Genomic DNA, 26,984 nt, shown 5'->3' on the forward strand with positions numbered 1-26,984 from the left:
CGAGGGGAGTCTCGGCCACCAGGCCGCTGCCGGTACTGACCAGCTGGCCAAGTACCGCAGCTCAGCTCTAGAGGTTCACCAGCCGACTCTCATTGCCCCAGGCAACGAGAGCCGGACGACCCCCGTCAGGGTTGCCACGCCGGGTCGGCACAACCTGGGGGTAGTGCGACCCACTGTGGTTGTGCCGACCCGGCCGTCTTCGGGGAGGCGGCCAATGCCGCTCCGTGTGCTGTGATCGTCGTGGCCAGTACTGCGTTGTCGGCCGCCGGCTCGATGGTCTCCGGCACGTTGGCGGCAGACGACCTGACGGTCTCCGGCGGAGTTGATCGTTCTAGGAACCGGAGCAGCTCGACCGGGAAGGGCAGCACCAGAGTCGAGTTCTTCTCCGCGGCGACCTCGACGACCGTTTGCAGCAGCCGCAACTGCAGAGCTGCTGGGTGTTCCGACATCACCTCGGCCGCCTGGCCCAGCTTCTCCGATGCCTGCAGTTCGCCGTCCGCGGTGATGATGCGAGCCCGACGCTCCCGCTCCGCCTCGGCCTGACGCGACATCGACCGCTTCATCGACTCCGGCAACGCAACATCCTTGATCTCCACCCGCTCGATATGAACACCCCAATCCAACGCCGGACTGTCGATCATCAACTCCATCCCCTGATTCAGCCGCTCCCGGTTCGACAACAGATCATCCAGGTCGCTCTTACCGATGATCGAGCGCAGCGACGTCTGCGCGACCTGCCCGATAGCCGAGACGTAGTCCTGAACATCGACGGCCGCGCGGACCGGATCGATCACGCTGAAGTAGACCACCGCGTCAACACGAACCGTCACGTTGTCCCGAGTAATACCGTCCTGCGCAGGCACCGGCATCGTGATGATCTGCATGTTCACCTTCTGCAACCGATCCACGACCGGCACCAGCAACGCAAGACCAGGCCGCCGGACCTCCGGACGCACCCGCCCAAACCGAAACACAACACCACGCTCGAACTGCCTGACCACACGCACACTCGACGCGATCGCGACCAGGCCCACGACCAACGCAACCAACACCACATTCATGACGATCATTTCTGCTCCGTTAGATGAGGCACCCGCGGTGCGGTCACCGCCAAGCCCGCGGGCGTTTGCGAACCGACTCCTCCACTGGTCGCTGCACGTCGGCGGACTACGCGGATCGTCGTTGGCCTGGATGCCTCCAGGCGTCGGCTCACCAGTTCGCCGGCGGGTCGCTGGCCGGGAAGGAGTCGATGCCCCACACCTCAACGATGTCCGGGGCCGGCCGGTGAGATTCCTTGGCGTACTGGCACGGCAGGCAGAGGCCGGCCATCGGGATGGCCTCCAGCCGGTCTGCGGGGATGGCGCGGCCACAGCGTTGACAGACGCCGAAGGCACCGATCGCGAGGCGGAACAGAGCAGCATCGATGTCCGCCAGGGCGGTTCGGGCTCCGGTCATCAGCGCTGTGATCACCTCGCCTTGGACATCGTCAGCAACGCCTGCCGCTTCGTACGACAGGTCGGTGAGCTGGTCGAGACGAAATCCACGTTGCTGCTCGAGCTCTTTGCGGAACCACTGCACATCGATGGCGTGTCGGCCACGTGGTCCGCTGGGCGGCGCTGCCTGATCCAGATGACTCATCGAAACCTCCTCGGGGCGACAGATCGCTGAGCCGCGGACACCTGTGACGAGCTTCCGGTCTGTACAAAGCCAACCATCGCGCCGAACGCACGGACTCAGTACGGGTCCGGTCGGCCAATGTCGAACGCTCTGGTTGCCGAGTAGCGGCAATCTCGCTGGGAGACGTTGGTTTCTATCGTAGTACGACATATTGTCGAAGCGAGCCTTGCTTGCGACGGCGCACTGGTCGAGTGCGGCTGGGTGCGAGGGCTGGGTCTCGCCGTCTGCGCCGTCCGGCAAGGTTCGATGTCCGGTGCGTGGCCGCCCTGGCCCTGCACAAATGGGTGTCAGGCCCGATGGTCTCCACCCAAAGCTTCGGTCATCGTGGTGGTAAGACGCAGTCACCCAGACCGACCAGCGTCCTACTCAGCCGGCGTGCGCGATGCCTCCTAGGCGCACGCCGGCTGTCATCATTCCTAGCAGTCGAAAGGACCCGGATCCAGATGACCACGGATGTGGGCCGGACCCAGCACGCCTCCGAGCCCGAGGCACGACAGCGCCTGGAACACGAGCGCAACTCACGACTCACCCAACTCCGAGCGATCGAAGACGGCGCGCCGCACACAGAAGATGAGCTGCAGCCGGCGCACACCGCGTCGATCCAACGCGTTCTCGAGGAGATCGACTCAGCAGGGCAGCGCCTTGCGCACGGCTCCTACGGAACGTGCAAGCGCTGCCGAAGGGCCGTCCCGGTCGAACGGCTGGAGATCCTCCCCTACGTCGCCCTCTGCGTCGCCTGCCAGGAACGCGCGATATGACAATCAACTCCCCCACTGTCTCTACAGAGGGCGTAGATGTGAATCTTGCAGACAACCAGCTCCTTGGGGACGCTGACCTGGTTGCGCTACGTGCGAGCCTGCAAGATCATCGGCGGTTCCGGCTCCAACAGCTCCGCGACATCGCCCGAGGAGGCACCGAGGGGGCCGCTGGGGTGGACTCCCCAGCGCACATCGAAGTCAGCCAGAAACTCGCAGCGGCGGCACGTACGGCACTCGAAGCAACGGAGGCTGCACTGGCCAGAATGAACACAGGACGGTACGGCAGGTGCAGTCGGTGCGGTCACGCCATCAGCATCCAACTCCTGTGGAGCTACCCGCAGGCCGCCTATTGCACCCACTGTCACCAGGTCATGAGAGCAACACCATGATCGGGCGTCTGCAGCTCGGAACAAGGCGACGCTATGGCGGCCCGTCCAGCCGCTCATGCCTCGCACTCGACCTCGGCAGTGCGCGCACCCGCGCGTGGATGCCCAACCTCGGCCTGGTCCTTGACGCGCCCACCATCACGCCCACCGAGGTCGGCTATCCCGTTCATCGGGGCAGCATCGTCGACGTCGCCGGCGCGACGCGCATGCTCGATCGCCTAGTCAACAGCCGCAGCACTCCCGGGTATCGACCAGCGCTCGTCGTCATGACCATTCCTGTCCTATCGGCCGAGGCTGATCGAAGCGCCGCCCTGACCGCGGTCGAAATCCTCCAGCCGCGCACTGTACTGACCATCGAGAGCGTCAAAGCTGCTGCTCTCGGAGCCGGTGCCGACTTCGTCAGACCGCTCCTCGTCGTCGACCTCGGAGCCGACCTGACCGAGGTGGCAGTCCTGAGCAACGGCTCGCTGGTCCAAGCGCGTCGAGCCCCGCTCGGCATCAGCGACTTCGGCAGCTCAATCACGGTCGACGATCTCGTCGCATCCATTGGCGAAATGGTGACCGACCTCTTGCGCGAGGATTGTGGTCCCCAGGTCGTCGACGCACTCGACAGAGGCCCCCTCCTCGTTGGCGGCGGCGCTATGCGCCCGGCCATCACCTACCGAATCGCCAAACGACTATCCACCCCAATCCAAACAGCGCCGGCACCACAAACCGTCGCCGTCCGCGGCGCGTGCGGGGCCGTACTCGCCGCCGACCGCCACCCGAGTACCGCGCTCCATCCGGACAGGCGGCTCGATGCATGCGACGTCGTTTCCACCGACCTATCACGTCGCCACCAAGGCCCCTGAATCAACTTGGACACCGCGAGAGGACCCCGGATATCTGAGCCCGGCTCCCAGAACGGCGGAAAGTCGTAGTACCAGTACACGTCCTCGTAGTACTGAGCCTCGGGTACTACCTCCGGGTCGTGCGCCGGACCGCCCGCAATGCGCGTGCGCGCCGCCGTGATCTGTACGACGTCGTCGTCCACCCGGCTGATGGCATCGGCCGGCACGAGGCGCTTCTTGTCTCCGAGGCCGAGGAATCCGCCGGAACCGATCTCGAGGAAAGACGCCCAGTCTCGACGTTCCAGGTCCAACCGGGTCTGCCCGCGCTACACCTCATTTCGCTCCGCCGTGCTGGTCGAATCCAGATCGTTCTCTCCGCCGAGGACAGTGAATGTGGAGATCCGATCCAGGCTGTCCTGCGTCTAATGGTCTCTTGACCTGCCTGCAAGCCTGGCACCCGCACACCCGACCGATCATCGATCAATCAGCGGGAGACGATCGAGGAACTCGGAGCCGTTGTTCTTCGTGTTGTTCACGGCCTTCGAGACGGCGTACATACGTTTCGGGACGAGGCTGTTCCTAGTGCTACAGGCCGAGCCGGTATGGAGTCGCCTAGTTGCGATACTTGTTGACCCGCTGTCTCCAAGCCTCGGGTTTCTTCAGGGCATCAGCCAGCTCGTCGACCGTCGGCGGGGTGTAGATCGTTTCGGGATGGTTGTCATGGCGGCGTGCCCACACGGAGGTCTGGCTGTAGCACGCTTGGAACTCGGCATTGTCCGTCTCGGAAATCTTGACCAGCAGACGGAACTTCGCCGGCCGGACCTCGAGTGCGCCGACAGCGACGCAAGATCAACGCCGAGGAGTGGATGATGTCGGGATTGGTGCGTCCAGTCACCGATGAACGTGACGGGTTGCTCGCCTACTTGGCCAACAGCGTGATGCCCTTCGGAACGCTGTCGGCGGTCTTACCGAGGCCCAAGCTTGGGCAACACCAACGGCGAGCACGCTGAGCCTCGCCGCGCTGATCAAGCATGCTGCTCGGGCTGAGCGGGGCTGGATCGTGGAAGTGACGACGCGTCGGCCGTCAGTACGGTAGTCCGGTCAGGGCGTCACGGCCCGCGCAGCTCGAGATCAGCGCGTTCAAGCGCGGCTGCGCGGGGTCATGACCAACGCTCACGGTCAGTGGTCGAGGCTCGTCCAGAGCTGAACGACGGCGTATGCACGCCAGGGCCGCCATCGCTGTTGCAGCTTGGCGACCGAGCGGGGGTCGACCGGGCAACCCAGTACCTCGAGTGCGCGGCGAAGACCAGCGTCGCCATTTGGGAACGCATCGGGATCGTGAAATCCTCGCATCGCCACGTACGCGGCAGTCCAAGGTCCGATACCACGAATCGCGAGTAGCCGGGTGAGCGCTTCGATCGGGTCTGAGCCGGCGTCGACCCGGACTTCGCCGTTGGTGAGCTGGGCGGCGAGAGTCTGCAACGGGGCGCGGCGTAGCCCCAGCCCGGCAAACGCGCTGGGGTCGGCTTCGGCGAGGACTGCCGCGGATGGGAATAGACGGGTCACCGTCCCAAGCGGCTGGCGCAGCGGCGCACCGAACGTTTCGACGAGGCAGGCTGTCTGTGTCCGTGCAGCCCGCAGCGACGCGCGCTGACCGAGCACTGCGCGCAGGGCGAGTTCGTCTCCGTCGACGCAGCCCGGCACTCGCAGCCCCGGCCGGGCGCGGACGAGGCCGCCGATCACCTTGTCACGGCCGAGGGCCCCGGCAATGGCCAGAGGGTCGGCGTCGAGATCGAGCAGGCGTCGGCAGCGTGCTACCGCCGCGGCGAGATCGCGAAAATCGTCGAGGAGGAGAACGCAGCGAACGGAACGCACTTCCGGGGTCAGCTCGACAATCCCGATGCCATGGGCGAGAGTCAGCGCTCGCCGATAGGTACCGCCGCTGACGTCTTCGAGACCGGGGACTGCGCGTACTTCCAGGAACCGCAGCAAGGCGGCCGCGTCGAAGGGCTCCCGGCAGTTCAGGCGAAGCTCGACGACTCCGGGCGACCGGGAGCAGGCACGGTCCGACCGGTGCCGCATCTCGCCCGGGGTCAAGTCGAAAACGTCTTTGATAGTGGCGTTGAACTGGCGAACGCTATGGAACCCGGCCGCCAAGGCCGCATCGGCGAAGGACATGGCGGTCGACTCGATCAGGAGCCGGGCGGTGTTGGCACGCTGGGCGCGCGCAAGTGCGACCGGGCTTGCGCCGACCTCCTCGGACAGGAGTCGCCGAAGATGCCGATCGCTGAAGCCCAGTCGCTTTGCGAGCCCGGAGACTCCTTCGCGGTCGACGGTGCCGTCTCCGATCAAGCGCATGGCGCGCCCAACACGGTCGGCACGCCAATTCCAATCGGGCGACCCGGGCGATGCGTCGGGGCGACAGCGCTTACAAGCGCGGAAGCCAGCCGACTGCGCGGCGGCCGCCGTTGGGTAGAAGCAGACGTTCGAGCGCTTCGCAATCCGCGCCGGGCAGCTCGGCCGGCAGTAGAGCCGCGTCGAAGTGACGGCGATGAAGAAGATGCCGTCGTAGCGCGGATCGCGGCTGCAACTCAGCCGGTAGCAGCTCTCGAAGTCCTCGACGATGTGGCTCATTTCTCGCCCCGGAGTCAACCGTATCAGCGGTTTTCGGCCAGCTCGGTAGACGTCCACTCAGTTGGCCGAATCCCGCCAGTCACCGGCCTGGCAACGACTTAGCGTTGAGCACAACGATAAGGGAGGAGCGGCATGATGGAAGCGAATCAGCCACAGTTCGCCGGCGCGGATGGACGGCGCATGAAGACGAGCACCATCGACGTCGCCGGACTCGACGGCGCACTGGTGCGGCTGACGTCGGAGCAGCTCGACGAGTTCGAGTCGCGGGTCAAGCGTCCGCTGCTTCGCTCGGACGACGCTGGCTGGGACGACGCCGTGCTGGTCTGGAACGGCATGGTCGCGAAAGCCCCCGCGGTGGTGCTGCAGCCGACGTCGGCCCGGGACGTCGCAGCTGCCGTCGGCTTCGCGCGTGACCACGGTCTGTTGCTGAGCATCAAGGGCGGGGGGCACAACATGGCCGGTACCTCGATCGCCGAGCGCGGTCTGACGCTCGACATGTCGCGCATGCGCGACGTCACGGTCGACCCGGACGCGCGGCTCGCGCAGGTCGGACCTGGGTGTCTGCTCCAAGACGTCGACCGGGCGACACAGGCCCACGGGCTGGCCACGCCGTTAGGCTCCTTCTCCTCCGAGGTCGGCGTCGCTGGCCTGACCCTCGGCGGCGGGCTGGGCTACCTCACGCGTCGCTTCGGCTGGACCGCGGACAACCTCGAGGAGGTCGAGATCGTCACTGCCGACGGCCAGATCCGGACGGCCAACCGCGAGGAGAACACCGAACTCTTCTGGGCGCTGCGGGGCGGTGGAGGCAACTTTGGCGTCGTCACACGATTCACGTTCCGCCTGCACGACGTCGGCCCGACCGTTACCGGCGGCCTCATCGTCTGGAGTGCCGACCAGGTCGACGACGTGCTCGCGACCTACCGCAACCTCACCGAGTCGGCGCCACGCGAGTTGACCGCCGCCGTGAGCGTGCGCCTCGCGCCGCCGGCCCCGTTCCTCCCCGAGGACTGGCACGGCAGGCCGATAGTGGCGCTGCTCATATGCCACAGCGGTGCGGATGCGGCGGCCGACCTCGCCCCCGTTCGCACCCTCGGCGACCCGATCGCCGACCTCGTCACCGAGACGCCCTACACCGACCAGCAGTCGATGTTCGACGGCGATGAGCCCAAGGGGCACCGCTACTACTGGAAGACCGAGTACCTGGCCGGCCTGACGAATGAGTTCCTCGACATCTTCCGCGACAGTGCCTTGAAAGTGACGTCCCCGCTGTCGGCGTCGATTGTTATCCACCTCGCGGGTGAGCTGAATGAGAGAGCAGACGACGACGGGGCGGTCGGCAACCGCGACGCCCGCTACATGACCGCGTTCGCCGGTCAATGGCCGGCTGACAGCCCCGACGACGAGCACGTGGCCTGGGTACGGGAGGCATGGAAGAGCGTCCGACCCTTCTCGACAGGGGGCAACTACCTCAACTTCCAGACCGCCGACGAAGACGAGGAGCGTGTCCGCGCGACCTACGGCGCCAACTTCGACCGCCTCGTCGCGGTCAAGAACGCGTACGACTCGCAGAACCTGTTCCGCCGGAACCGGAACATCCGTCCCCGAGCCCGTGCCGGATAGAGCGAGGCAAACATGAACGCCTCGCGGGTGCTCGTGGTCGGTGCAGGTATTGCCGGTCTCGCGCTGGCCCGCGCCCTGTGTCAACGCGGCATCATCGCTGAGGTTGTCGAGCGGGCAACAGACTGGCAGCCGAGCGGCACCGGCCTGTACCTACCGGCCAACGCCGTACGGGCATTGCACGAGCTCGGCATCGGACCGGCCGCAACCGCCCACGCGAACCCGATCGGGCGTCAGCGTCTCCTCAACCACCGCGGCCGTCTTCTCGCCAACATCGACCTCGACCGAATCTGGGACGGCGTCGGCGGCTGCGTCGCGATCCAGCGCGCGGCGCTACATGAGTCGCTTCGCCAGGCGACCGCTGAAGTGCCTGTCCGGCTCGGCACGTCGGTGACGGACCTGGAAATCGGCGGGGCGCCGCAGGTGACCTTCTCCGACGGCTCGACCGGCAGCTACGACCTGGTCGTCGGCGCGGACGGCGTCCATTCGACGATCCGAAACCTCGCCCTGGGGGGTCCCCCGGCCACCTACGTGGGACAGGCGTCCTGGCGATTCGTCGCCGACGGCTTCTCCGACATCACCGATTGGACGGTCATGCTGGGCCGAGGACGCACGTTCCTGACCGTCTCGCTCGGCCAAGGGGTCGTGTACTGCTACGCCGACCTCAACACGAACGACCCGGCCACTGCTGCAAGCGAGGACTGGCGCCGGGCGTTCGCCGGCTTCGCCGCACCGGTGCCACTTCTGCTTGACCAGGCCACAGAGGCGTACTTCGCACCGATCGAGGAGATGGTGGCGCCGGCCTGGACAGCGCGCCGCGTCGTGCTGATCGGCGACGCCGCCCACGCCAGCTCACCGAACATGGCGCAGGGCGCGGCCATGGCGCTCGAGGACGCGCTCGTACTCGCAGAGATGCTCACCGCCGACCAACCCGTCGAGCAGGCACTGGCCGGCTATGTACAGCGGCGCGAGGCCAGGGTGACGTGGGTGCAGGAGCAGACCCATCGCCGCGACCGTACGCGAAACCTGCCCACAACCCTCCGCAACCTCACCCTGCGCCTAGCCGCCGAGCGCATCTTCAGATCCAACTACGGGCCCCTGCGAGACCTGCCCTAGGGGGCCGGCCCGAGCGCACACAAGTACATGCCGGTGGCGGCGCGCTTCTCCCGGCACCCCAGACACTCGAGGGTCCACCGGCGGCCCGGAACGCCAATCGCCATCCGGCCCGGCGAGCATCAGGCAATCTGCACAAAGTGCAGCCGAATTGCAGTCCACCGTGACGCGAGACACCGAGAACAGCTCGGCGCTTTGCGCTCGTCTGACGGCGAACGCGGCAGTGGCAGGCTGGTGGCCCCGAGTGAGGAGGCGATAGCTCAGGTTCGGCGCCTGCCTCGCAGGTAGTCCTGTGTCATGGCGCCGGTTGTCGGTTCGTCGACGTGGCATGCGCCCCGTTTCAACGGCTCAGCTCAGCTGCCGTAGCAGGGCCGAGGACGTCGCCCGCGCGCTCGGCAGTTCAGCGTGGGAACACTCTGGGAACAAAGAGGCGTCGATTCGAGTCAACTGGAGTCAAGATCGGCCGAACTAGATTGGGCCAGACACGCCTGGAGATGCGCATGTGGGCGGGGTGCGTCGGTTTCCTAAACCGTGCGTCACTCTGTACCGCCCGCTGAGGCCGTGAAGGTCTTGCTCGAGTTCGCCAACGGGAGCAAGCAGCACCTCGCTGCCACTGCTCTGGCAAACCTGAGGCGGCGAAGCCTGTGCACGACCGCTGGATGGCCTGCGCCGCCCCCACGGGTCGCCCGTTCCTTACCCAACGCTCCTCGAGTATGTCGACCCTGAGGGAGCGCGGAGACCATCGCCGAGTGATCTACGCATCGTTTTGCGCATGGTTATCGACGCGATGTGATGCAGTGCGACCAGCAGTAACGACAACGTCGGCCGGACAAACGCGCAGGTCACAACAAACATTGGGTGCTGACGGCAAACATCGAGCAAGGCCGGCTGACAGTCAGCGATTACGGGGTTCGAGCCGAGGTATCCACCGCTCATACGCTGAGCAGAATGCGTGTGGTTAAGGTGCGTGTCCCCCCTCGGACACGGTACTTAACCACACGGTCGGCCAACGGCTCGACCTCCACGTCGACAATCTGTTCGGTGTGGTGATATGTCAGCGACAGTCGCAGCGCGGCGTACAGGTCTGCGAGATCTGCAGCTTCAGCCCGGTCCAAGGCTCGCCCGATATCGCCGAGGCCGTCGATGATTGTCTCGATCTCATGTCGGCTCAGGTCTTCGTCCCGTGGGCCGCCGCGAGAGCAGCCTCGGCCGCGGCGACTCGGCCCCGTAGCTCTCGCGCCCGACCCAGGTGCCTCTCGGAGGTGTCGTCCGCGGCGACCAGCGCGGTGATCGTCGCCTCACGGTTCACCGGATCGAAGAGCTGGCCAATCCACCGATTGACTGCCGGCGTCACCAGATCCTTGGCCCGATCGATCGCCTCATCGAGCAGTTCGATCGCCCGCCGAACGTCGGCGTCGCATCTGCTCTCCACCAGCGGTTTGGTAACACGGCCACCCGCAGCGCACGCGAGATTCCCCATGAGTGTCAGCGCTTTCGTGCCACGAGTAGTGCGACGCACGGCGACACTAGGCCGGCGCTGTGAGCCAGCCATGACGGATCAACTCGCGGCGTCGAGAGATCGTGCATCGTCCATGTACTCCTGGCTGCAGGCGCGGCTGCAGGTAGACGTACTGACCGGCGGGCGCCGGTTGATCGAGGCGGAGCAGAGGAGATGGCTCTGCGCGGCTCGGGGTGGCCGGGCCTACCCGCCCCGGCTATGTTGCGGGTCTACCGTCCAACGTGACCGCCGCCGAGAACTATGCGTTCCTGGGACACGGTCCATCCCCAACGGGGTTCAGGTCGGGGGTGGAGCATGCGAGCGGACCTCTTCGCCAAGTGCCCGCGTTGCGGAGCCGTGCTGTCGCTGGATCCCGCTCTCGCGGCGAGCTGTCCGTGCGGCAGTCTCTACAAGGACGCTGCCGTCGGACGGTTTGGAGTTCGTTCGGCGACGAGGCGATCGAGATCTTCCGCCGGCCTTGAGCCTCGCGCCCTCTGCGGCATGTGAGCGCGCTTAGACGATGCTACGGATGGTGCTTCGGCTAGGTCGCGACGGTCCATAGACGAGGTGCGTAAGAGTGACGACATACCAATACGTTTCGATTGTCTTGCCCCCGGCACCGCTCACAGGTCTACAGTCGCGACATAGGCAATCCGTCACCATCGGAGCTCTGATGAGAATGGCTGCTGAGACCCCGACGATCGTCCTGGTCCACGGTGCATGGGCCGACGCGACCGGCTTCGCCGCCGAAATCCGCGCCCTGCAGGACCGCGGGTATTCCGCTGTCGGGTTCGGCAACCCGCTTCGCGACCTCGCTGGCGACGCCGCCTACCTGGCCGGGTTCCTGCGGACCCTGAGCGGTCCGATCGTACTCGTCGGCCACTCCTACGGCGGCAATGTGATCTCCACCGCCGCCATCGCCAACGAGCAGGTCCAGGCGCTCGTCTACCTCAACGGCTGGATGTGCGACGTCGGCGAGAGCCAGCAGCAGCTCCTCGAAAGGTTTGAAGGCAGCCTCGTGGGGCCCTCGATCCGGCCCGTTCCGTTCACCAACCCCGACGGGAGCGAGGGCACCGATCTCTACCTCGCCCACGAGGCCTTCCACGAAGCCTTCGCCGCCGATGTCGACCCTGCAACGGCCGCAGTAATGGCCGCGGCACAGCGACCTTACGCCGCCGCGGCATTCGCAGCCACGCCGTCGTCCCCGCCGGCGTGGAACACACTGCCGTGCTGGTACTTGCTCGGCACCGAGGATAGGGCCATCCCTCCGGAGCTGCAGCGGTTCATGGCCGAGCGCGCCAACGCGACGATCGTGGAGGTCGCGGCTTCGCACGTCTCATTCGTGTCCCAGCCTGAGGCCGCAACCCAACTCATCCTGCAGGCCGCCGAAGCGACAGCCGTCGCCGGCTGACCAGCGCAGTCTGACGTTCGCTCATCCCGCCAGACGCGATGATCGTCGGGCTGGCCGACGCGCTCGCCCCTAACACACCCGCGTATCGGCTGTGCGTGCATTGGGCAGCCCCCTCAGATGGTCACCAGGCTTCTAGCCTGTCGCGGATCAGTTGGCAGACAGCTGTCGCGGATGACTAGCTCGCCGGCGGCGTTGTAGAGGCTGGCGATCACGACTACAGGGTGGGCGATCGAGGTGAGCGCACCGACGACGATGACCTCGCAGGTTTCGCGATGTGGGCTGCATGCCCCGAGTTCAACGTCCCGTGGCGTGCCGTCGGCTTCAGTGACTTGGTCGTCCGTCAGCAGGTGCTCGACGTTTGGGGAGATCACCCCGACATGCCGTCATGAGCGTCAACGCTCGCATCGCGGCTACTCCGGACGTTTCCTGGCGACTCGTGCGCGGGCTCTCGTCCGCGCAGAGTCGACGTAGAGATGACCTGCGGGAGTTCGACGCAGGCAGGCGGTCGGGGGACTCTTTGCCGCCTTCGTTGCGCTTGCGACCGAGGTCAGCGTAGGTCGAGCCGGTCCAGGATGAGATCGGCGGAGACCAGATATGCCACCGCGAGAGCAAAGAACACAGCAGGGACTGCTAGCGAACTGCGCGCACGCCTCGTACGCAGGATCAAATAGACGGGGAGAAGCAGGATGCCCCACCATGCCGAGACCTGTACGCCCGCTCTGCGTAGCGCCGCAGAGTCTGCGCCGACCACTGCCCAGCTCAAGAGCGTTGCGAACAGGAGTGACCCCATGGCGGAGTCGCTTACGCCGAACAGTTCGCAGTTCGAGTGCAAGGAGGTCAAACGCGACCCACGTCACCGGCAGTAGCGCGAGGAACAGTGCCGTGACGGGTGCAGGCGTCGTCCGTCGAGCTGGGTCCGTACGAGAACTGCTCGGGAGGTCCGCGCCGTCTACTGTCATGTTCTGTCACCCTCCATCGAAGCCACCCGCAGAAGTTCTACCAGCCATGCACGGCCAACACACTCAATTCGGCAGTTCAGTGCTTCACCGACAGCGGCAGCGGTGCTCGTCGTGAGGCGGCGTGATGGTGCTAGGCGTGCGCCGCAGTCACCTGCTGTCCGGTCGTGAGAGAGCGCCACTTTGACGCGTGGGCCTGTACGCTCGCGCGGTGGCTCTCCCAGACGCATTGCAAACCATCGTCAATGACATCGCTGCGGCGGCGCGAGGTAAGGACCCGGAAGCGTTCCTCGCGGCCGGACAGCGCCTCGCGGACAGGTTCCACGAGGCATCGCGGCAAGACCTCGACGCAGCGGTCACGTTGCTCGCACCCGTACTCACCGACGCGCCGGAGTCCCTGGGCGGACCGCTCGCGCAGTACCTCGGTTCCCTGATTGGCATGGACGGGGATGCCACGCCGGTTCTCGACACCCTGGTTGAGCACGCGTGCCGGGCTCTGGAGGGCACGCGGCAGTTCGTGGCACTCTACGATGAGCTTGTCGGACCAGTCCCAGAGCGAGCGGAGTGCGGTGAGCGCGAATACGAGCAGTTCGTCGCGGCAGCAGCCTCCCGAATCGACGACCCAGGCGCCGTCGCCCGCTCGTGGATGTATGCCGAGTCCTGGGTGCAACCCGTCCTGTTCCTCGGCCAGCGCGCCGACGTCCGGCGTGCGCTGCCGCAGCGGGAGCGGCTAACGGCGGCAGCGATCGCCGCGGAGGACGACCTTCCGGGCCTTGCCCCATGGCTGGTTGGGCTGCTCCGCATTCTCGACGACGAGCCGCTGGTCGTGCTGCACCGCCCCACAGGCACTGCCTTCCGCGTCACGATCTCGGGCGTGTCCGACAACTTCCAACTCCACACACTTCTCGGGGCTCACATCATCCCGCTGCTTCCGGTCGCGCGGCGAGGCGTCCTCCGTCGCCGAGACACCTCGGGGTTGCCCGCCGCGCCGACGCCAGCGATGCTCGCGGCCGCCGATGGTTCCGGAGACCTCGCCCCGGCAGGCGGTCTCACCGGCCAGTTCAACCTCGTTGACGGCCTGGGAGCTTGGATCTGGAACGAAGGCCGGCCTGACGAGATCCCGCTGATCGACGGCGTGCGCGTCATCGTTCTCGACCCGCCTCCCTACCAACGCGGCTGGGACTCCGGCCGCGCGTACCCGCTCCTGTGCGCCAGTGTCGAGGCCACTCCACTACCCAACGACGAAGCCAGAATGTGGCTGTCTCGAATCAAACCCGCGAAGCCGCTCGATCAGGCGACCAAAGCCTCCGAGGCGCTCGTGTGGTCGGACGACATGGCGGTGGCCCTGCCGTCAGGGCGCGACGTGGCCGACGTCGTCAACTACACGCTCGCCGCCAGTGCGCGTGGAGTCTCCGGGCTCGAACTGGAGACTGCGGTCGCGGGTGAGTTCTCTCTTTCAGCCGAGGACTCCGCACTCGCCGTTGATCGCGTCTTTGGCGGGATAACCCGCGCCGCCACCCTGAACGAAGCCAACCGTCCGGATCCGGTGAAGGACCCGATCGCCTTCGAGTCCTACCGACAGGCCCTGGAGCGCTCAGAGGCCTGACCACGCTACGCGGCCGATCCGACGTACGCGGAGCGCATGGCGATGTACTTGGGCCACACCGTTGGTGGCGAATGTCAGTCGAGGAGGTGCGCGTTGGTCGACGCAAAGAAGCGCGGGTATCCGCGGATCCCGCGAGGCTGGTCGAACGCGCCATCGGAGGCTGCGGCAGAAGACTGGGTGAGCCAGCCGGATGCTGAAAGACGGCCGAGGCCAGGGCCGCCTGCTGCCATTAGGTTCACTCCACGTGCGGTGATGTCAGGGGTGGATCTGGGAGCCCTCGCCGAGGTCGAGGCGGACGGATTCCAGGATCAGGAACGTCGTGGTCGCCGTGTACACGTCCGCCGCGGCGAGAACCCCGAGGTACTTCTTGATCACCGGCTCGGACGCGTACCGCACCTGCGCCGCCTGGTACTCCTTCACCGCCGCCCAGGCGTTGTTCCCGTACTTCGCGAAGTACGGCGTCGGGTCGACGGCGGCCAGCGCCTGCTTCACTCCTGCGATGATGTCGTCGATGTACTGCCGGTACACGACCATGTCCTGGCGGGTGCCAAGCCTGCCGATGTGGCCGCCGATGTAGTGCTTCCACGGATAGGACAACGCCTTGGCCGGGGCCGCGATCGAACCTGGCACGTCCTCGTTGATGTTGAAGAAGTCGAACGGCACCCAGCCGGGCAGGTTGACGTCGACCAACATCAACGTGTCGTGGTCGGGGAAGTGGATGTAGATATTGTCCGGGGTGTGGTTGGTCCCGTGATAGGCCAGCTCGATCCGCTCTCCCCCGACCCGCAGCGTACGGCGACTCTCGAAGGTGACATCGGGCACCGGCCGGGTGGGATCGTTGTCGCGGGCAAGCAATCGCTCGTTCTCGGCATGACCGATCCGCGTGACGTGCTTGCCGAACAGTGACGAGGCCCCGGCATGGTCCGCGTGGTGGTGCGAGTAGACGAGGTGCGTCACCTTGTTGGACACACCGTTCTCGGCAGCGATCTGGTCGATCGCGCGCTGCAGGTTGTGGCCGATCGAAGGTGGCGCGTCGAACAGCACCACCCCGTCCTTCGTGGTCAGGAACGCGGCCTGGTATGTGCTGTCGGTGACCCAGTACAGGTTCTTCTTCACACGGCCGACGAAGTATCCCTGCTCGTTGACCGCAGGCCCCAGGGCCGACGGCGGGATCGGCGCGTAGTCCGGCAGCGTCTCCGCATTCGCGGGCAGTTCCCCGAGAATCGGGACCGCTGCGAGTGCGGCACCACCAGCGAGGAAGGTACGACGTTTCGTAGACATGACAGTCCTTTCCGAACTCAAGCGCCGTACGTCGGCACGATCGCGCCGCTCACGGCTGCGGCGGCATCACTGACCAGGAACGCGATGATCTCGGCCACGGCCTCCGGCTTCACCGTGTGGGCGAGCAGCTCCGGTGGGAGGTACGGCCGGGTCTTGTCGGTGTCGAGCTGCGCCGGCGCGACCGCGTTGACGCGGATTCCGTCCGGCAGTAGCTTCAGCCCGTCGGCATTCCGATCGACACCGACGACCGTGAATCCTGCTCCGGCCAGCTTCGCGGCGGTCGCCCGCCCGAGTTCCCCACCCGCACCGACGACCATCGCCACCTGCGCGCTCATGGGTGCACCTGCGATCCGCCGCCGAGATCGAGCCGGATCGACTGCAGGATCGAGAAGGTCGTGGTCGTCGTCAGCGCCGGTACGTCGGCCGCCGCCAGGACGCCGGTGTACTTCGAGATCACCGGAGCGGCAGCGGCGTTGGTCACCGCATCGAGATACCCGGCGACCCCGGCCCACGCGTTCTCGCCGTACCTCATGAAGTAGGGCGTCGGATCGACCGACGCGAGCGCGGCGTGCGAGCTGTCCACGATGTCCGCGATGTACTGCTGATGCAGTACGACGTCGTCGCGGCGCCCGAGCTTGCCGAGATGCCCGCCGAGGAAGTTCGTCCAGGAATACTCCATCGCGCGGTCCGGAGCCTCGAGGTAACCGGGCACGTCCTCGCTGAGGTTCAGGTTGTAGATCGGCACCCACCCGATGTTCACGATGTCGATCAGCATCAACGTGTCGTGGTCCGGGAAGTGGATGTAGATGTTGTCCGGCGAGTGGTTCGGTCCGTGGTACACGAGCTCGACCCGCGAGCCGCCGACCTCGAGCGTGTAGTTCTCCTCGAACGTGACGTCCGGCACCGGGCGGGCCCGGTCGTTGTCGCGCTGGAGCAGTCGCCGGGTCTCCGTGTGCCCGATCCGGACGACGTCGCCGAACAGGTACGACGCGCCCGCGTGGTCGGCGTGATGGTGGGAGTAGACCAGATGAGTGACCGTGTTCGGCACGTTCTCGGCGGCGGTGATCTCGTCGACCGCCCGGCGGAGGTTGCCGCCGATCGTCGGCGGCGCGTCGAACAGAACGACGCCGGCGGGCGTCGCCAGGAACGCCGACTGGTACGTGCCGTCCGTGACCCAGAACAGGTTGTCCTGAACGCGATCGACGTAGTAGCCGTCCGCGTTCAGCGCCGGGCCGAGCGCAGACTCTGGCACCGGAACGTAATCCGGCAGTTGCGGCGCGCTGTCGGCGCCGGGAGTGGACATCGCGATGTTCTCCGTCGGATCGGGGGCGATCTGTGCTACTCCAGACTTGCCGCCGGCCGGTGGCCGGTCGTCGCCGGATTCAGGTGATTTCCACAGGTAGGCTGACCGGGTGCCCGGACGAACTGGCGCATCCCTGCAAGGGTTGATCGACCGCCACGACCTGATCGCGGCGCTCGACCGCGCCGCGACGAAGCAGGTCACGATCGTGTCCGCACCGGCCGGCAGCGGAAAGACGTCACTGCTGCGCAGCTGGTCCGAGCACACGGGCAGCCGTACGGCGTACCTCTCGATCAGACCCGATCAGTACGACGCCCAGCTGTTCTGGCTCGCACTTTTGGCAGCTGTCCGCGCGGCGACCGGCAGCGCGGAACCTCCCCCGCGCCCGCCCGGGTTCGACGGTCCAGCGGCCATACGATCCGAGCTCGCTGCCGCGGACGACGAGTTCATCCTGATCATCGACGACCTGCACGAGCTCAACTCCGCCGAGGCGATCCCCCAGCTCACCACGCTATTGACGACGTTGCCCGCGGGAGTTCATGCCGTCGTCGCAACCCGTGGTGAGTCCAGGCTGCGGCTGCAACGTCTGCGGCTCGCCGGTGAGCTGTCCGAGATCCGTGGCGCGCAACTGCCGTTCACCGAGGACGAGACGCGCGAGCTGCTCGCCACTGCCGGCGTTACGATCTCGGACCGAGCGGTCGCCGTACTGCAGGAGCGGACCGAAGGCTGGGCCGCCGGACTGCGGCTCGCGATCCTGTCACTCGCCGGGCACCCAGATCCCGAGCGGTTCGTGGCCGAGTTCTCCGGCACCGACCGGACTGTCGCGGAGTACCTGCTGGCGGAGATGCTCGACCACCAGCCGCCCGAGGTGCAGCGACTGCTGCTCCGCACCTCGGTGCTCGACCGGGTCAACGGAGAGCTTGCCGATCTGCTGACCGGCACGACCGGCTCCGAACGGATCCTGCTCGCCCTCGAGGACGCCAACGCGTTCGTCGTGTCGCTGGACCACGAGCGGACGTGGTTCCGCTACCACCATCTGTTCCGGGACCTGCTGCGCTTGGAGCTTCGCCGTACCGATGACGTCCATGAACTGCACCGCGTCGCGGCACGGTGGTTCGCGGACCACGCAGACGTCGCGGAGTCGACGCGCCACCTCCAAGCGTCCGGCGATTGGACCGCGGCTGCCCAGATGCTGACCGACCATGCCCTCAGCCTCACGCTCGACGGGCAAGCCGCCACGGTCGCTGCGCTGCTCCACTCGTTCCCCCACGGCGTCCGCGGCCTGGCACTGGCGCACGCGGTCGCCGAACTCAACCGCGGACGCCCTGACGAAGCAGTGGCTCACCTCGAGGTCGCCCGAGCGGATCTCGCGGACGCGCCGGTCGACCACCGGCACCGCCTCCGGACCACGATCGCCGCACTCGACCTGCTAGCAGCACGCCTGCGCGGCCACTTCGACGGCATCATCGAACGTGTCGAAGCGCTGCCGTCAACCACCAGCATGTCCAGCGCAGACGTTGTCCTGAGCAACGATGCGCACGCGACCGCATTGCTCAACCTCGGTGTCACGGCGGCCTGGTCGCTGCGACTGTCCGACAGCGAGAAGTACCTGCTGCAGGGCGCGGAGGTAGCGCGAGAGATCGGGCGGCCGTACCTCGAGGTCGCCTGTCTGGCCCACCTGGGATTCACCGCCACTCGCGACGCGTCGGCGCGCGCCCGCAGGTACTGCGAGGACGCGATCGAGCAGGCGACCCGCTACGGCTGGGCGGCGGAGCCAGTGATCGCGCCGGCGTACATCACGCTCGCCGGAGTCCTCAGCTGGACGGGCGATTTCGACCAGGCCGAGGAATGGCTCGCCCGTGCGCGGAACGCCGTACCCAGCGGAGGTGAGCCAGGCACCCAACTGCTCCTCCACTTGGCCGCCGCGACGCTGTCAGCGGGGCGCGGGCGGCATGAGGACACCCTGGCCGAGCTCGTCGCCGCCGGCCAGGTGCGAATGGCCGGCAGGCATGCGCTGATCGGCCGGGTGCTCGGCTGGACCATCGAGACTCAGGTTCGCCTTGGGCAGCTCGCGGAGGCGCGCGCAGCGGTCGCTGCCGTCGATGACCACCTGGCGTCGACGGGCGAGCTTCGCAACGCAGTCGCCGTACTCCACCTTGCCGAACAACAGCCGGCCGAGGCGCGCGCCGAGCTCCGGAGCGTGCTCGACGGCACCGCACCCCGCAACCCGGTCCTCACCCTGATCGAGGCCAACCTGCTCGACGCCCTCGCCGCTCGGGCTCTCGGCGACGACGAATCCGCCCGTGCGTCTGCCGAACGAGCCCTGCACCTCGCGGAGCCCGATCGCATCCTCCTCCCATTCGTGATGACCGGCGCCGCGCCGCTCCTCGCCGGATTGCCGACGCACGGTACGACTCATGCCGCGCTCGTCACCGACATCCTCGACGCGACCTCGACTCACTCAGCTGCTCCGGCACCTGCGGAGGCGCTCAGCAAGAGTGAGCTGCGAGTCCTGCGCTATTTGCCGACCAACCTGACCCGGCCCGAGATCGCCGGCAAACTGTCGGTCTCGCTGAACACCGTCAACACACACATCCGCCACATCTACATAAAACTCGGCGCCACCGACCGGTCTGCGGCCGTCCAGCGCGCCCGCGAGCTCCGCCTCCTGTCCGCCGGCCGAGCCTGAGTCAGACCTTGGGCATCTCGTCGGCCAGCCCCACCTCGGCGCCGACGCCGTCGCGGTCAGCGGCGGAGAGCACGGCATCGAGCAGCCCGGAAAGCGTGCCGCAAGGTCGCCGCCGCGCAGCTTGACGAAGCACCGCGTGCCTTCGTGACGGCCGTGGACGATCCCGGCGGCGCGGAGAACCCGAAGGTGATGACCGCGTCCGGTACGGCGACGACGTGACGGATCTGGTGTTCGTGGACGAGACGCCGCTGACGGTCCGGTGAATCACCGGAATCCGGTGATGCCCGACGAGGGGCCTGGCGACAAGACTCGCAGTGATCGGTTCGCGAAGGGAGATCCTGGGTGAGTACGGAGCAGCGCGCAACACTCGATGCGATCCTGCGGCAGGCGCCGTTCCCTGCCGATCTCGGCGTCGACGAGCTGCGGGAACAGCTCCGAGCGCTCTTGTCGGCGCAGCCTCTGCCTGCTGACCTGACCGTGATCGCTGGCGAGCTCGGCGGTGTGCCGACAGCCGAGGTCACCGTCGAAGGCGTCGAGCCACGCCACGCCATGCTGTACTTCCACGGCGGCGTATACGTGCTGGGCGAGGCCGCACTCTCAGCAGACCTGGCATCGCAGATCGGCCGGCGGATCGAGGCCAAGGCCATCTCGGTCGAGTACCGCCTCGGCCCCGAGCACCCCTATCCCGCAGCAGTCGACGACGCGCTGGCGGCGTACCAAGGTCTGCTGCAGAATGGCACCTCCCCCGCGGACATTGTCCTCGCGGGCGAGTCCGCCGGCGGTGGACTCGCTGTCGCCCTGCTGATCAGAGCCCGCGACCACGGCCTCCCGTTGCCCGCCGCGGCGTACCTGATGTCGCCGTACGCCGATCTCACGCTCAGCGGAGAAAGCATGCGGACCAAGCGCGAGGCCGACCCGCTGATGAACCCGGACGCGCTCCTCGCCCGGATCCCCGACTACACCGCCGGACAGGCTGCCGCGCTCGGCCTCATCAGCCCGATCTTCGCAGATCTGTCCGGTCTGCCGCCGCTGATCATCCAGGCCGGATCGCACGAGGTCCTACTCGACGACGCCACCCGCCTGGCGCGCGAAGCCGCAGCCGCCGACGTCGAAGTCACTCTCGCCATCACCCCTGGAGTGCCGCACGTGTTCCAGGCCTACCACGCGATCCTCGACGAGGGCACAGAGGCACTGGACCGAGCGGGTCGGCTGCTGGCCGGGCATATGTCCGAGGCAGCGCGCGTTGGGGTCGAGCGAACGATTGGAGCATGAAATGAGCGACTGGAATACCCAGACCATCAAAGAGTTCCGGGCCAACGAAGGTAAGGTCGGCGGCCCGTTCGAAGGCGCGCCGATGGTCCTGCTGCACCATCGCGGCCGGAACAGCGGACGGGAGTATGTCGCCCCGACGATGTACCTCGCGGACGACACCGGCCCGGATGTCATCTACGTCTTCGCGTCCAACGGCGGCGCGGCGGCCAACCCGGCCTGGTACCGGAACCTCATCGCGGCCGGCAAAACCACGATCGAACGCGACACCGAGACCTATGCGGTGACCGTCCACGACGTCACTGGTCCCGAGCGCGACCGCATCTATGCCATCCACGCCGGCCGCTACCCCGGTTTCGCCGAGTACGAACGCCAAACCGCCGGCATCCGCACTATCCCGGTCCTCGAGTTGAAGCGGTCGTCATGAGCCGACACGCCAGTCTGTCGCCGGAGGAAGCCGCCGACCGCCTGGCGATTCGCGAACTCTTCGACGCCTACGCCCACTGCGCGGACCGCCGGGACGCGCAGCGGCAGATGGCCCTGTTCACCGAAGACGCCCATTTCGTGGTCTACATGGATGCCACGGCGGACGAGCCGACACAGGAACTGCACGGCCGCGATTCGCTCGCCCCGGTCTTCGAGAATCTCAACCAGTACGCCGCGACCACCCACTTCAACGGGCAGAGCACAGTCGTTGTCGACGGCAACCGAGCGAGCGGCGAGAGCTACACCCTCGCGCATCACGTGACGGTCGACGACGACGGTCGACGTACCCTGATGGTCGCGTCCATCCGCTACCTCGACCAGTTCGTCAAACTGGACGGCACTTGGTACTTCGCCGAACGCAACCTCCTCGTCGACTGGACGGAAACCCGCCCGCTACAGTCCTGAGCCAACGCCTTCCTCACCGATCAGCGTTGACCTGCTCAGAGATCCACATCGCCGCCAGCTCGATCCACCTCGAGGTGTCACCGGTGTCCAGGGCCAGGCCGAGGCTGTGCGGACCATGCGCGAGAACATGCACAGCGTGCGGTACGCCGTAATCCGCCAGCGCCGTCGCCATTCGGTAGGCATGACCCGGTGGCACCCAGACGTCCTCGGCCGTGTGCCAGAGGAAGAACGGCGGCGCGGACGCAGTCACCAACGAATCTAGCGACGTACCCTTCCGCAGATCGTCCGGCGGGTTGTCATCCAGCAAGATGTCCACGGACAGGTGATAGGTCCGCAGTACTTCGTCAAGCAGGCTAAGCATTCCTGAACGATCACTCATGGCCGGCGAGGCTCGGCATCACACGTTCACGTGATGCCGGGCGTGAGTAGCAGCTGGTCACCGGCCACAGTCTCGAAGGCAACTACATTGCCGCTCATCACCTCGTCAGTCGTGGATCGGTTGACGACCTGTTGGATCGGACAGCCGGGCCATGGATTGCGTAGCCGCAGGAGCCCGCCGACCGTCGACGTGATCTCAACCGTCTTCACGACTCCGTCGACCTGTGCCGCCGAAACCAGGAAGCCACCCCGCTGGCGCAACTGGTGAAACGAGGCGTCCCGATCTGCCGGCCACACCGGGAACACTCTGATCACGCCGCTGTCGCTCTGCACCAGCATGCTGTTGATCGCCTCGACGGCCCCAGACTTCTCGATCCCATGCCAGGCATCGGTGATCCGCAGGTTCGGTCCCTGGCGCCGCTCGATCACCGCCCTGAACCGGCTGATCAGCCGCTCGGGTGGGTAGCCCATCCGGGCTGCCTGGGTGAACACCTTGGGGAAGCTGTTGTCCTGCTCCCACGAATTCATCACCTCGACGGTGTCGATGGCGATGCGGCGCTGCTCAACGGGGCTCTCGACACCCAACCGGCCGGCGGGATGGACGAATTCGAGGTTCACCGTGTTGTCACCTGGCCGGATTTCGCGCGCATCCTCTCCCCGCATCGTGCCCGGATCAACCAATGCGAACACGGTCTGTCCAGCCTCGCAGGTCGTGGGGACCGCAGGCAGATGCTCCAGCAGGTGCCGCCAGCGCGGATCCGATGACGGCAGGCCGTGCTCCCGTTCCACCAAGAGTCGCAGCAGTTGGCACAGTAGCGCGATATCCGGCCCGGAGTTCCGCCCCCACGAGCCCTCGTGCGGCCCACTCCACAACGCGTACTGCCCGGCGTCGGCATCCCACTCCAGATAGTGGATGAAGAACTCAGCAGCGTCACGCAGTACCGGATATGCCTCGTCGCGGAGGAAACGCTCGTCTCTGGTGTAGTCGTAGTACTCGACGTACTGCGACGCCGTGAACAAGATGTTCGACACCTGATTCAAGTAGACGTCGTCGGTCGTCGATCCGTACGGTCCGATGCCCACCGGGAACAGTGCGCCACCCGGCAGACCGCCGGTCGGGAAGCGCGCCGCGACGTAGCGCGGATTCACCCGTGCGAGGTCGTGCCTGGCTCGCTGCCTCGCCTCGGGCAGATAGTCCGCGATCACCGCGAAGAACGGCAACGCCAGGTCAGGCCGGTTGCTCGAGTAGACCCCGTGGTACGGCGCCTGCGCGTTGTAGTTGAGGTGATAATCGCCGTGGAACAGCGGGAAGTCGGTCGTCGTCCAGATCCCGTGAAGTCCCGGACCGAGCTTGCCCGGCCGGCTCGACGAACCGAGGAAGTACTGCGCCGGATAGTAGTACCGCTCGAGAACCTCATCTCCCAGGTCCACCCACGACTTCGACCAGTACTCAGCCCACCATTCCGTCGTACGCCGCCGTAAGTGCCGCAACCCGCCATTGTCCAGGGAGTTGGCGTCGGCGACGGCCTGTCGTTCGGGGTGCACGCAGTCGCGCCCACCTCCAGCCACCGCGGTGACGACGCGCAACGTGGCGCCCGGCGCGAGAACGAACGCCTGTCGCGCCGCGTGGTCAGCTGACATCGGCTCACCGGTAGGCTCGGCCCCGAAAACCCGCGTCGCCAGCGCAGCCCGTGATACCCAGGCCCCGCCGGGCGTCGTCGCGCGCGCCGCCCACAGCGTCCCGCCTTCCACTCCGGCCGAGTTCGTGTAGGCGGACTGGGCAAGCTCGGCGCCGCTGAACGCGGACACCATCAACTCGACCGACGGCCCCTCATGCGACGTCACCTCAGTGACCAGCACATTCCGGTCGGCCGCCAACCAGGTCGTCAGCGCCAGCCGGACACCGTCCATGGCCATCTCTGTCCTGATCGCAGGGCCGAGAATGTGCAACCGCTCGCGAAACACCTCATCCGGCGCGGCATCAGCGGCCTGCCTGACCGGTTCGATGGTCACCCCGCCGAGTGCGGCCGGCATCGGCTCAGGATGCGCGTTCCAGAAATCACCCTTCGACAGATAGAACGTCTCGGCCCCTACCCGGCCACCAGAGGTCACACCGACATCACCATTGCCGAGCAGACCCGTATCCGGCATCGTTCGCGAAACCGCTCCACGATAGGCCTGATCGTCCCATTGCGCCGCCATCGCCTCGAGCTTCGACCGCAGCCGATCCCAGCGCACCTGAAACCTCCAATGACCACCGCATGACGCTTCCATGCCCGTCAGGCACGGCGAAGATACTTTACTGCATTAAGTATGCGGGTCCTAGGCTCCAACGCGCTGGTAGCCGCCGCTGATCCAGTTCACGAGCAGCCGTGCGTACTCGTCGGACGCTTCTTCCCAGGCGAAGTGGCCGGCCTCGAGAGGATGGGCCTCGTTGTGCGGCAGGTTGTCGGCCAGGAACTGGTTGTTCGACCAGGGCACGAGGTCGTCGCCCTTTCCGGCGAGGATCTGAACCGGCGTGGTGATGGTTGGCAGAAGATCACGCAGTACCGGGTTCTGCTCGGGGTAGTGCCGCACGAACCGGGCCGACTCGGCGAACCGCCCGAGGTCGTAGGCGCTGACGTAGTCCTCGTGGACCTCCGGCTCGCTTTCGGAACCTGCACCTGCCTGGACCGCGTAGCCGATGTTGGTCCTTGCGTCCAACGCGCGTACGACGTCCAGGTCAGGCGCCTCGATGACGTCCTTCAGGGCCCCGCCGGCATCGATCGGGTACCGGACGGCTCCGCCGCCGACGGTAAGGCTCGTGACACGGTCCGGGGCTGTGGCCGCGAGGAAGAGCGCTGCCGCGGCCCCGACGTCGGGGCCGACAACGTGGGGTGCGCCGAGTCCCCACTCGTCGATCAACCGCGCCAGAAACCCTCCCATGGCGTCGGGAGCGATGAGCTCCGGGCGGTGCTGGTCGGAATGACCGAAGCCCGGCATGTCGATGGCGACAACCCTTCCCAGCGCGGTTACCTTGCCCCAGATCCGGCGAAAGGCCAAGAGACTTTCCGGCCACGGCGCGAGCATCAGCACGGTTGTGCCGGACTCTGCCCTGGTATCCGCGTAGCGCACGCGTACTCCGTCGCAGACCCGAAAGTAGGTCGGGATCGATACGGCTTCTGGAACACTCATCTGCTTGCCCTTCCTCAAAATCACCACGCCTTGTACAGCGCGACTTTCCCGCGTCCGGCGATGCGGCGACATCACGTGAACGTGTGATGCTCCTTCAGCGGCGGCTAGGGCAGGCTCAGCTGCTAGGACCAAGAGCGACGAATCGGTGATGGCGGTGGAGCAGGCACGCAAGATCTCCGCTCCGCTTTGGCACGGGCCGTCATCCTGCGGCCAGAGCTGACGACTGAGCTGTCAGGTCGATGAGTTGGTCTCGGCAAGAAAGCGGTGGACGTAGCTGACCGCCAGCGCACCTTCGCCCACCGCGGATGCGACGCGCTTGATGGAGCCCTTGCGGACGTCGCCGATGGCGAAGAAGCCGGGCACGTTCGTCTCGAGGTCGAACGGCCGCCGATCCAACCACCAGGTGCCCTCGAGCATCGCGGGCGAGAGATCGTTTCCGGTCAGGAACAGACCGTGCTCGTCGAGAATCAGATCGGAGTTCTCCGCCCATTCGGTGTTGGCCTCGCCGCCGATGCACACGAAGACCCTCGTGGCCGGGACTTCGACCGTGGCCCTGTCCCCTATCTGTAGGTCGATCGCCATGATCTCCCGGTCGCCCACCAGACGCCTGATCGTGGTTCCGGTCCAGACCTCCACGTTGGGCTGGGCCGCGATTCGATCGACCAGGTACGCCGACATGGTCCTGGAAAGCTCCGGGCCCCGCACGAGCAGCGTCACCTTCTCGGCGTACTGCGACAGATTCATGGTGGTCTGGCCCGCGGAGTTCGCTCCACCGACGACCACGACTTGCTGGCCTGCGCACTGCGGCGCCTCGCCGATCCCCGAGCCGTAGTACAGCCCCGCGCCGAAGAACTTCTCTTCGTCATCCAGGCCGAGCCGACGCCAACGCACACCCGTCGCGCAGATGTTGGACCGCGACGCCATGACCGAGCCGTCGGACAGGTTCACCCGAAGGAGTCCGTCAGTGAAGGCTCCCTCGAGTCCGGCGCGCATCTGGAGCAGTTCGGCGCCGAACCGTACCGCCTGCTGCCGGGCTCGCTCGGCCAACTCGGCACCCGAGATTCCGGTCGGGAACCCGAGGTAATTCTCGATGAGGCTGCTCGAGCCCGCCTGCCCGCCGACGGCGTTCCTTTCGATCACCGCCACGCGAAGCCCCTCCGACGCGGCATAGACGGCAGCGGAAAGCCCAGCGGGACCAGCACCGTAGATCGACAGGTCGTACACGTCGGTCGAAGGCCGAACGACCCAGCCGAGATGCTTGGCAAGTGTCTCCGGATCCGGCGCCTCCAGCCGTTCCCCGCCGGGCAGTTGGACAACCGGCAACTCGACTCCGTCGAGTGGAACGCCCAGCGCTCGGAGACAGTCGTGGTCGGTGGCCAGTTCGGTCCACGTGTACTGCGCGACGCTGCGGCTCAAGAAGTCACGCAGTACATAGGACGCAGGGTCCATCGGTCGGCCGAAGACGCGCACCAACGACGCCGGCCCCGAAGTCACGGTACTCATCGCGATCAGTAGA

At 66.5% G+C, this 26,984-nt stretch carries 23 protein-coding genes and 1 pseudogene; 12 read left to right on the top strand and 12 right to left on the bottom strand.

The annotated features are described in order from the left end of the window. Positions 1 to 125: 125 nt before the first annotated feature. Together EV652_RS32575 and EV652_RS32580 are read right to left on the bottom strand one after the other, a co-directional pair. Positions 126 to 1,070, bottom strand: coding sequence for a slipin family protein (locus EV652_RS32575; protein WP_242002142.1), 945 nt, complete (start codon positions 1,068 to 1,070; stop codon positions 126 to 128). Positions 1,071 to 1,209: 139 nt separating this feature from the next. After that, complete coding sequence (locus EV652_RS32580; RefSeq protein ID WP_132213133.1) at positions 1,210 to 1,638, bottom strand: TraR/DksA family transcriptional regulator; 429 nt, start codon at positions 1,636 to 1,638, stop codon at positions 1,210 to 1,212. Positions 1,639 to 2,120: 482 nt separating this feature from the next. Here EV652_RS32580 and EV652_RS32585 point away from each other — a divergent pair, with 482 nt between their 5' ends. The 4 genes and pseudogenes from EV652_RS32585 to EV652_RS44810 all read left to right on the top strand — a co-directional run. Then, on the top strand, positions 2,121 to 2,435 hold the full coding sequence (locus tag EV652_RS32585) for a TraR/DksA C4-type zinc finger protein (protein ID WP_132213134.1): 315 nt from the start codon (positions 2,121 to 2,123) through the stop codon (positions 2,433 to 2,435). Between the two features lie 385 nt (positions 2,436 to 2,820). Then, positions 2,821 to 3,672, top strand: a complete 852-nt coding sequence (locus tag EV652_RS32590) for a rod shape-determining protein (protein ID WP_132213135.1) — start codon at positions 2,821 to 2,823, stop codon at positions 3,670 to 3,672. Between the two features lie 495 nt (positions 3,673 to 4,167). Continuing rightward, the gene (locus tag EV652_RS32595) at positions 4,168 to 4,521 is read left to right on the top strand and encodes a hypothetical protein (RefSeq protein WP_132213136.1); all 354 of its coding nucleotides are present in this window, start codon (positions 4,168 to 4,170) and stop codon (positions 4,519 to 4,521) included. A gap of 58 nt (positions 4,522 to 4,579) precedes the next feature. Next, positions 4,580 to 4,747: pseudogene (locus EV652_RS44810) on the top strand (mycothiol transferase); the annotation flags it as partial. Between the two features lie 83 nt (positions 4,748 to 4,830). On the opposite strand, the gene EV652_RS32605 reads toward EV652_RS44810, so the two are convergent. Continuing rightward, the gene (locus tag EV652_RS32605; protein ID WP_242002143.1) at positions 4,831 to 6,285 is read right to left on the bottom strand and encodes an AlkA N-terminal domain-containing protein; all 1,455 of its coding nucleotides are present in this window, start codon (positions 6,283 to 6,285) and stop codon (positions 4,831 to 4,833) included. A 180-nt stretch (positions 6,286 to 6,465) separates the two neighbouring features. Between EV652_RS32605 and EV652_RS32610 the strand changes: the two genes are divergently transcribed. Both EV652_RS32610 and EV652_RS32615 read left to right on the top strand, forming a co-directional pair. Continuing rightward, the gene (locus EV652_RS32610) at positions 6,466 to 7,905 is read left to right on the top strand and encodes an FAD-binding oxidoreductase (protein ID WP_132213137.1); all 1,440 of its coding nucleotides are present in this window, start codon (positions 6,466 to 6,468) and stop codon (positions 7,903 to 7,905) included. Between the two features lie 12 nt (positions 7,906 to 7,917). Continuing rightward, positions 7,918 to 9,018 carry an FAD-dependent monooxygenase gene (locus tag EV652_RS32615; protein ID WP_132213138.1) on the top strand — a complete coding sequence of 367 codons (1,101 nt, stop codon included), beginning with the start codon at positions 7,918 to 7,920 and terminating at the stop codon, positions 9,016 to 9,018. Between the two features lie 1,165 nt (positions 9,019 to 10,183). Here EV652_RS32615 and EV652_RS32620 read toward each other — a convergent pair. Continuing rightward, on the bottom strand, positions 10,184 to 10,447 hold the full coding sequence (locus tag EV652_RS32620) for a hypothetical protein (protein ID WP_132213139.1): 264 nt from the start codon (positions 10,445 to 10,447) through the stop codon (positions 10,184 to 10,186). 739 nt (positions 10,448 to 11,186) lie between these two features. Here EV652_RS32620 and EV652_RS32625 point away from each other — a divergent pair. Together EV652_RS32625 and EV652_RS32630 are read left to right on the top strand one after the other, a co-directional pair. Beyond that, a complete protein-coding gene (locus EV652_RS32625; protein ID WP_242002144.1) occupies positions 11,187 to 11,924 on the top strand; it encodes an alpha/beta fold hydrolase in 738 nt (245 codons plus the stop codon). A gap of 1,167 nt (positions 11,925 to 13,091) precedes the next feature. Next, the gene (locus EV652_RS32630) at positions 13,092 to 14,486 is read left to right on the top strand and encodes a hypothetical protein (protein ID WP_132213140.1); all 1,395 of its coding nucleotides are present in this window, start codon (positions 13,092 to 13,094) and stop codon (positions 14,484 to 14,486) included. A 255-nt stretch (positions 14,487 to 14,741) separates the two neighbouring features. Here EV652_RS32630 and EV652_RS32635 read toward each other — a convergent pair whose 3' ends face one another. The 3 genes from EV652_RS32635 to EV652_RS32645 are packed head-to-tail and all read right to left on the bottom strand — an operon-like array spanning position 14,742 to position 17,070. Then, positions 14,742 to 15,767, bottom strand: coding sequence for an MBL fold metallo-hydrolase (locus tag EV652_RS32635; RefSeq protein WP_132213141.1), 1,026 nt, complete (start codon positions 15,765 to 15,767; stop codon positions 14,742 to 14,744). Between the two features lie 17 nt (positions 15,768 to 15,784). Then, a complete protein-coding gene (locus EV652_RS32640; RefSeq protein WP_132213142.1) occupies positions 15,785 to 16,102 on the bottom strand; it encodes an SDR family oxidoreductase in 318 nt (105 codons plus the stop codon). Then, positions 16,099 to 17,070 (bottom strand): MBL fold metallo-hydrolase, encoded by a 972-nt coding sequence (locus EV652_RS32645; protein WP_132213143.1) that lies wholly within the window; start codon positions 17,068 to 17,070, stop codon positions 16,099 to 16,101. The genes EV652_RS32640 and EV652_RS32645 overlap by 4 nt, the downstream gene beginning before the upstream one ends. A 109-nt stretch (positions 17,071 to 17,179) precedes the next feature. Between EV652_RS32645 and EV652_RS32650 the strand changes: the two genes are divergently transcribed. Further along, the gene (locus EV652_RS32650) at positions 17,180 to 19,756 is read left to right on the top strand and encodes a winged helix-turn-helix domain-containing protein (RefSeq protein WP_199238519.1); all 2,577 of its coding nucleotides are present in this window, start codon (positions 17,180 to 17,182) and stop codon (positions 19,754 to 19,756) included. A gap of 1 nt (position 19,757) precedes the next feature. Here the strand turns inward: EV652_RS32650 and EV652_RS45885 are convergent, their stop codons facing one another. Next, positions 19,758 to 19,889 (bottom strand): hypothetical protein, encoded by a 132-nt coding sequence (locus tag EV652_RS45885; protein ID WP_255512654.1) that lies wholly within the window; start codon positions 19,887 to 19,889, stop codon positions 19,758 to 19,760. Positions 19,890 to 20,098: 209 nt separating this feature from the next. Here EV652_RS45885 and EV652_RS32660 point away from each other — a divergent pair, with 209 nt between their 5' ends. Genes EV652_RS32660 through EV652_RS32670 form a run of 3 tightly spaced genes read left to right on the top strand, consistent with a single transcriptional unit; the run spans position 20,099 to position 21,916 of the window. Further along, positions 20,099 to 21,028 (top strand): alpha/beta hydrolase, encoded by a 930-nt coding sequence (locus EV652_RS32660; protein ID WP_132213144.1) that lies wholly within the window; start codon positions 20,099 to 20,101, stop codon positions 21,026 to 21,028. A gap of 1 nt (position 21,029) precedes the next feature. Further along, complete coding sequence (locus EV652_RS32665) at positions 21,030 to 21,452, top strand: nitroreductase family deazaflavin-dependent oxidoreductase (RefSeq protein WP_132213145.1); 423 nt, start codon at positions 21,030 to 21,032, stop codon at positions 21,450 to 21,452. Continuing rightward, on the top strand, positions 21,449 to 21,916 hold the full coding sequence (locus EV652_RS32670) for a nuclear transport factor 2 family protein (RefSeq protein WP_132213146.1): 468 nt from the start codon (positions 21,449 to 21,451) through the stop codon (positions 21,914 to 21,916). The genes EV652_RS32665 and EV652_RS32670 overlap by 4 nt, the downstream gene beginning before the upstream one ends. A gap of 13 nt (positions 21,917 to 21,929) precedes the next feature. On the opposite strand, the gene EV652_RS32675 is transcribed toward EV652_RS32670, so the two are convergent. From EV652_RS32675 to EV652_RS32690, 4 genes are all read right to left on the bottom strand, one after another. Next, positions 21,930 to 22,277 (bottom strand): alpha/beta hydrolase family protein, encoded by a 348-nt coding sequence (locus EV652_RS32675; RefSeq protein WP_132213147.1) that lies wholly within the window; start codon positions 22,275 to 22,277, stop codon positions 21,930 to 21,932. A gap of 44 nt (positions 22,278 to 22,321) precedes the next feature. Next, entirely contained in the window at positions 22,322 to 24,532 is a 2,211-nt protein-coding gene (locus tag EV652_RS32680) for a glycosyl hydrolase family 95 catalytic domain-containing protein (RefSeq protein ID WP_132213148.1), read from the bottom strand. Positions 24,533 to 24,616: 84 nt separating this feature from the next. Beyond that, a complete protein-coding gene (locus EV652_RS32685; protein WP_132213149.1) occupies positions 24,617 to 25,540 on the bottom strand; it encodes an alpha/beta fold hydrolase in 924 nt (307 codons plus the stop codon). Between the two features lie 159 nt (positions 25,541 to 25,699). Beyond that, on the bottom strand, positions 25,700 to 26,971 hold the full coding sequence (locus EV652_RS32690) for an NAD(P)/FAD-dependent oxidoreductase (RefSeq protein ID WP_132213150.1): 1,272 nt from the start codon (positions 26,969 to 26,971) through the stop codon (positions 25,700 to 25,702). Positions 26,972 to 26,984 lie beyond the last annotated feature (13 nt).

It is taken from the genome of Kribbella steppae (assembly GCF_004342025.1).
GTDB classification, from domain to species: Bacteria; Actinomycetota; Actinomycetes; order Propionibacteriales; family Kribbellaceae; genus Kribbella; species Kribbella steppae.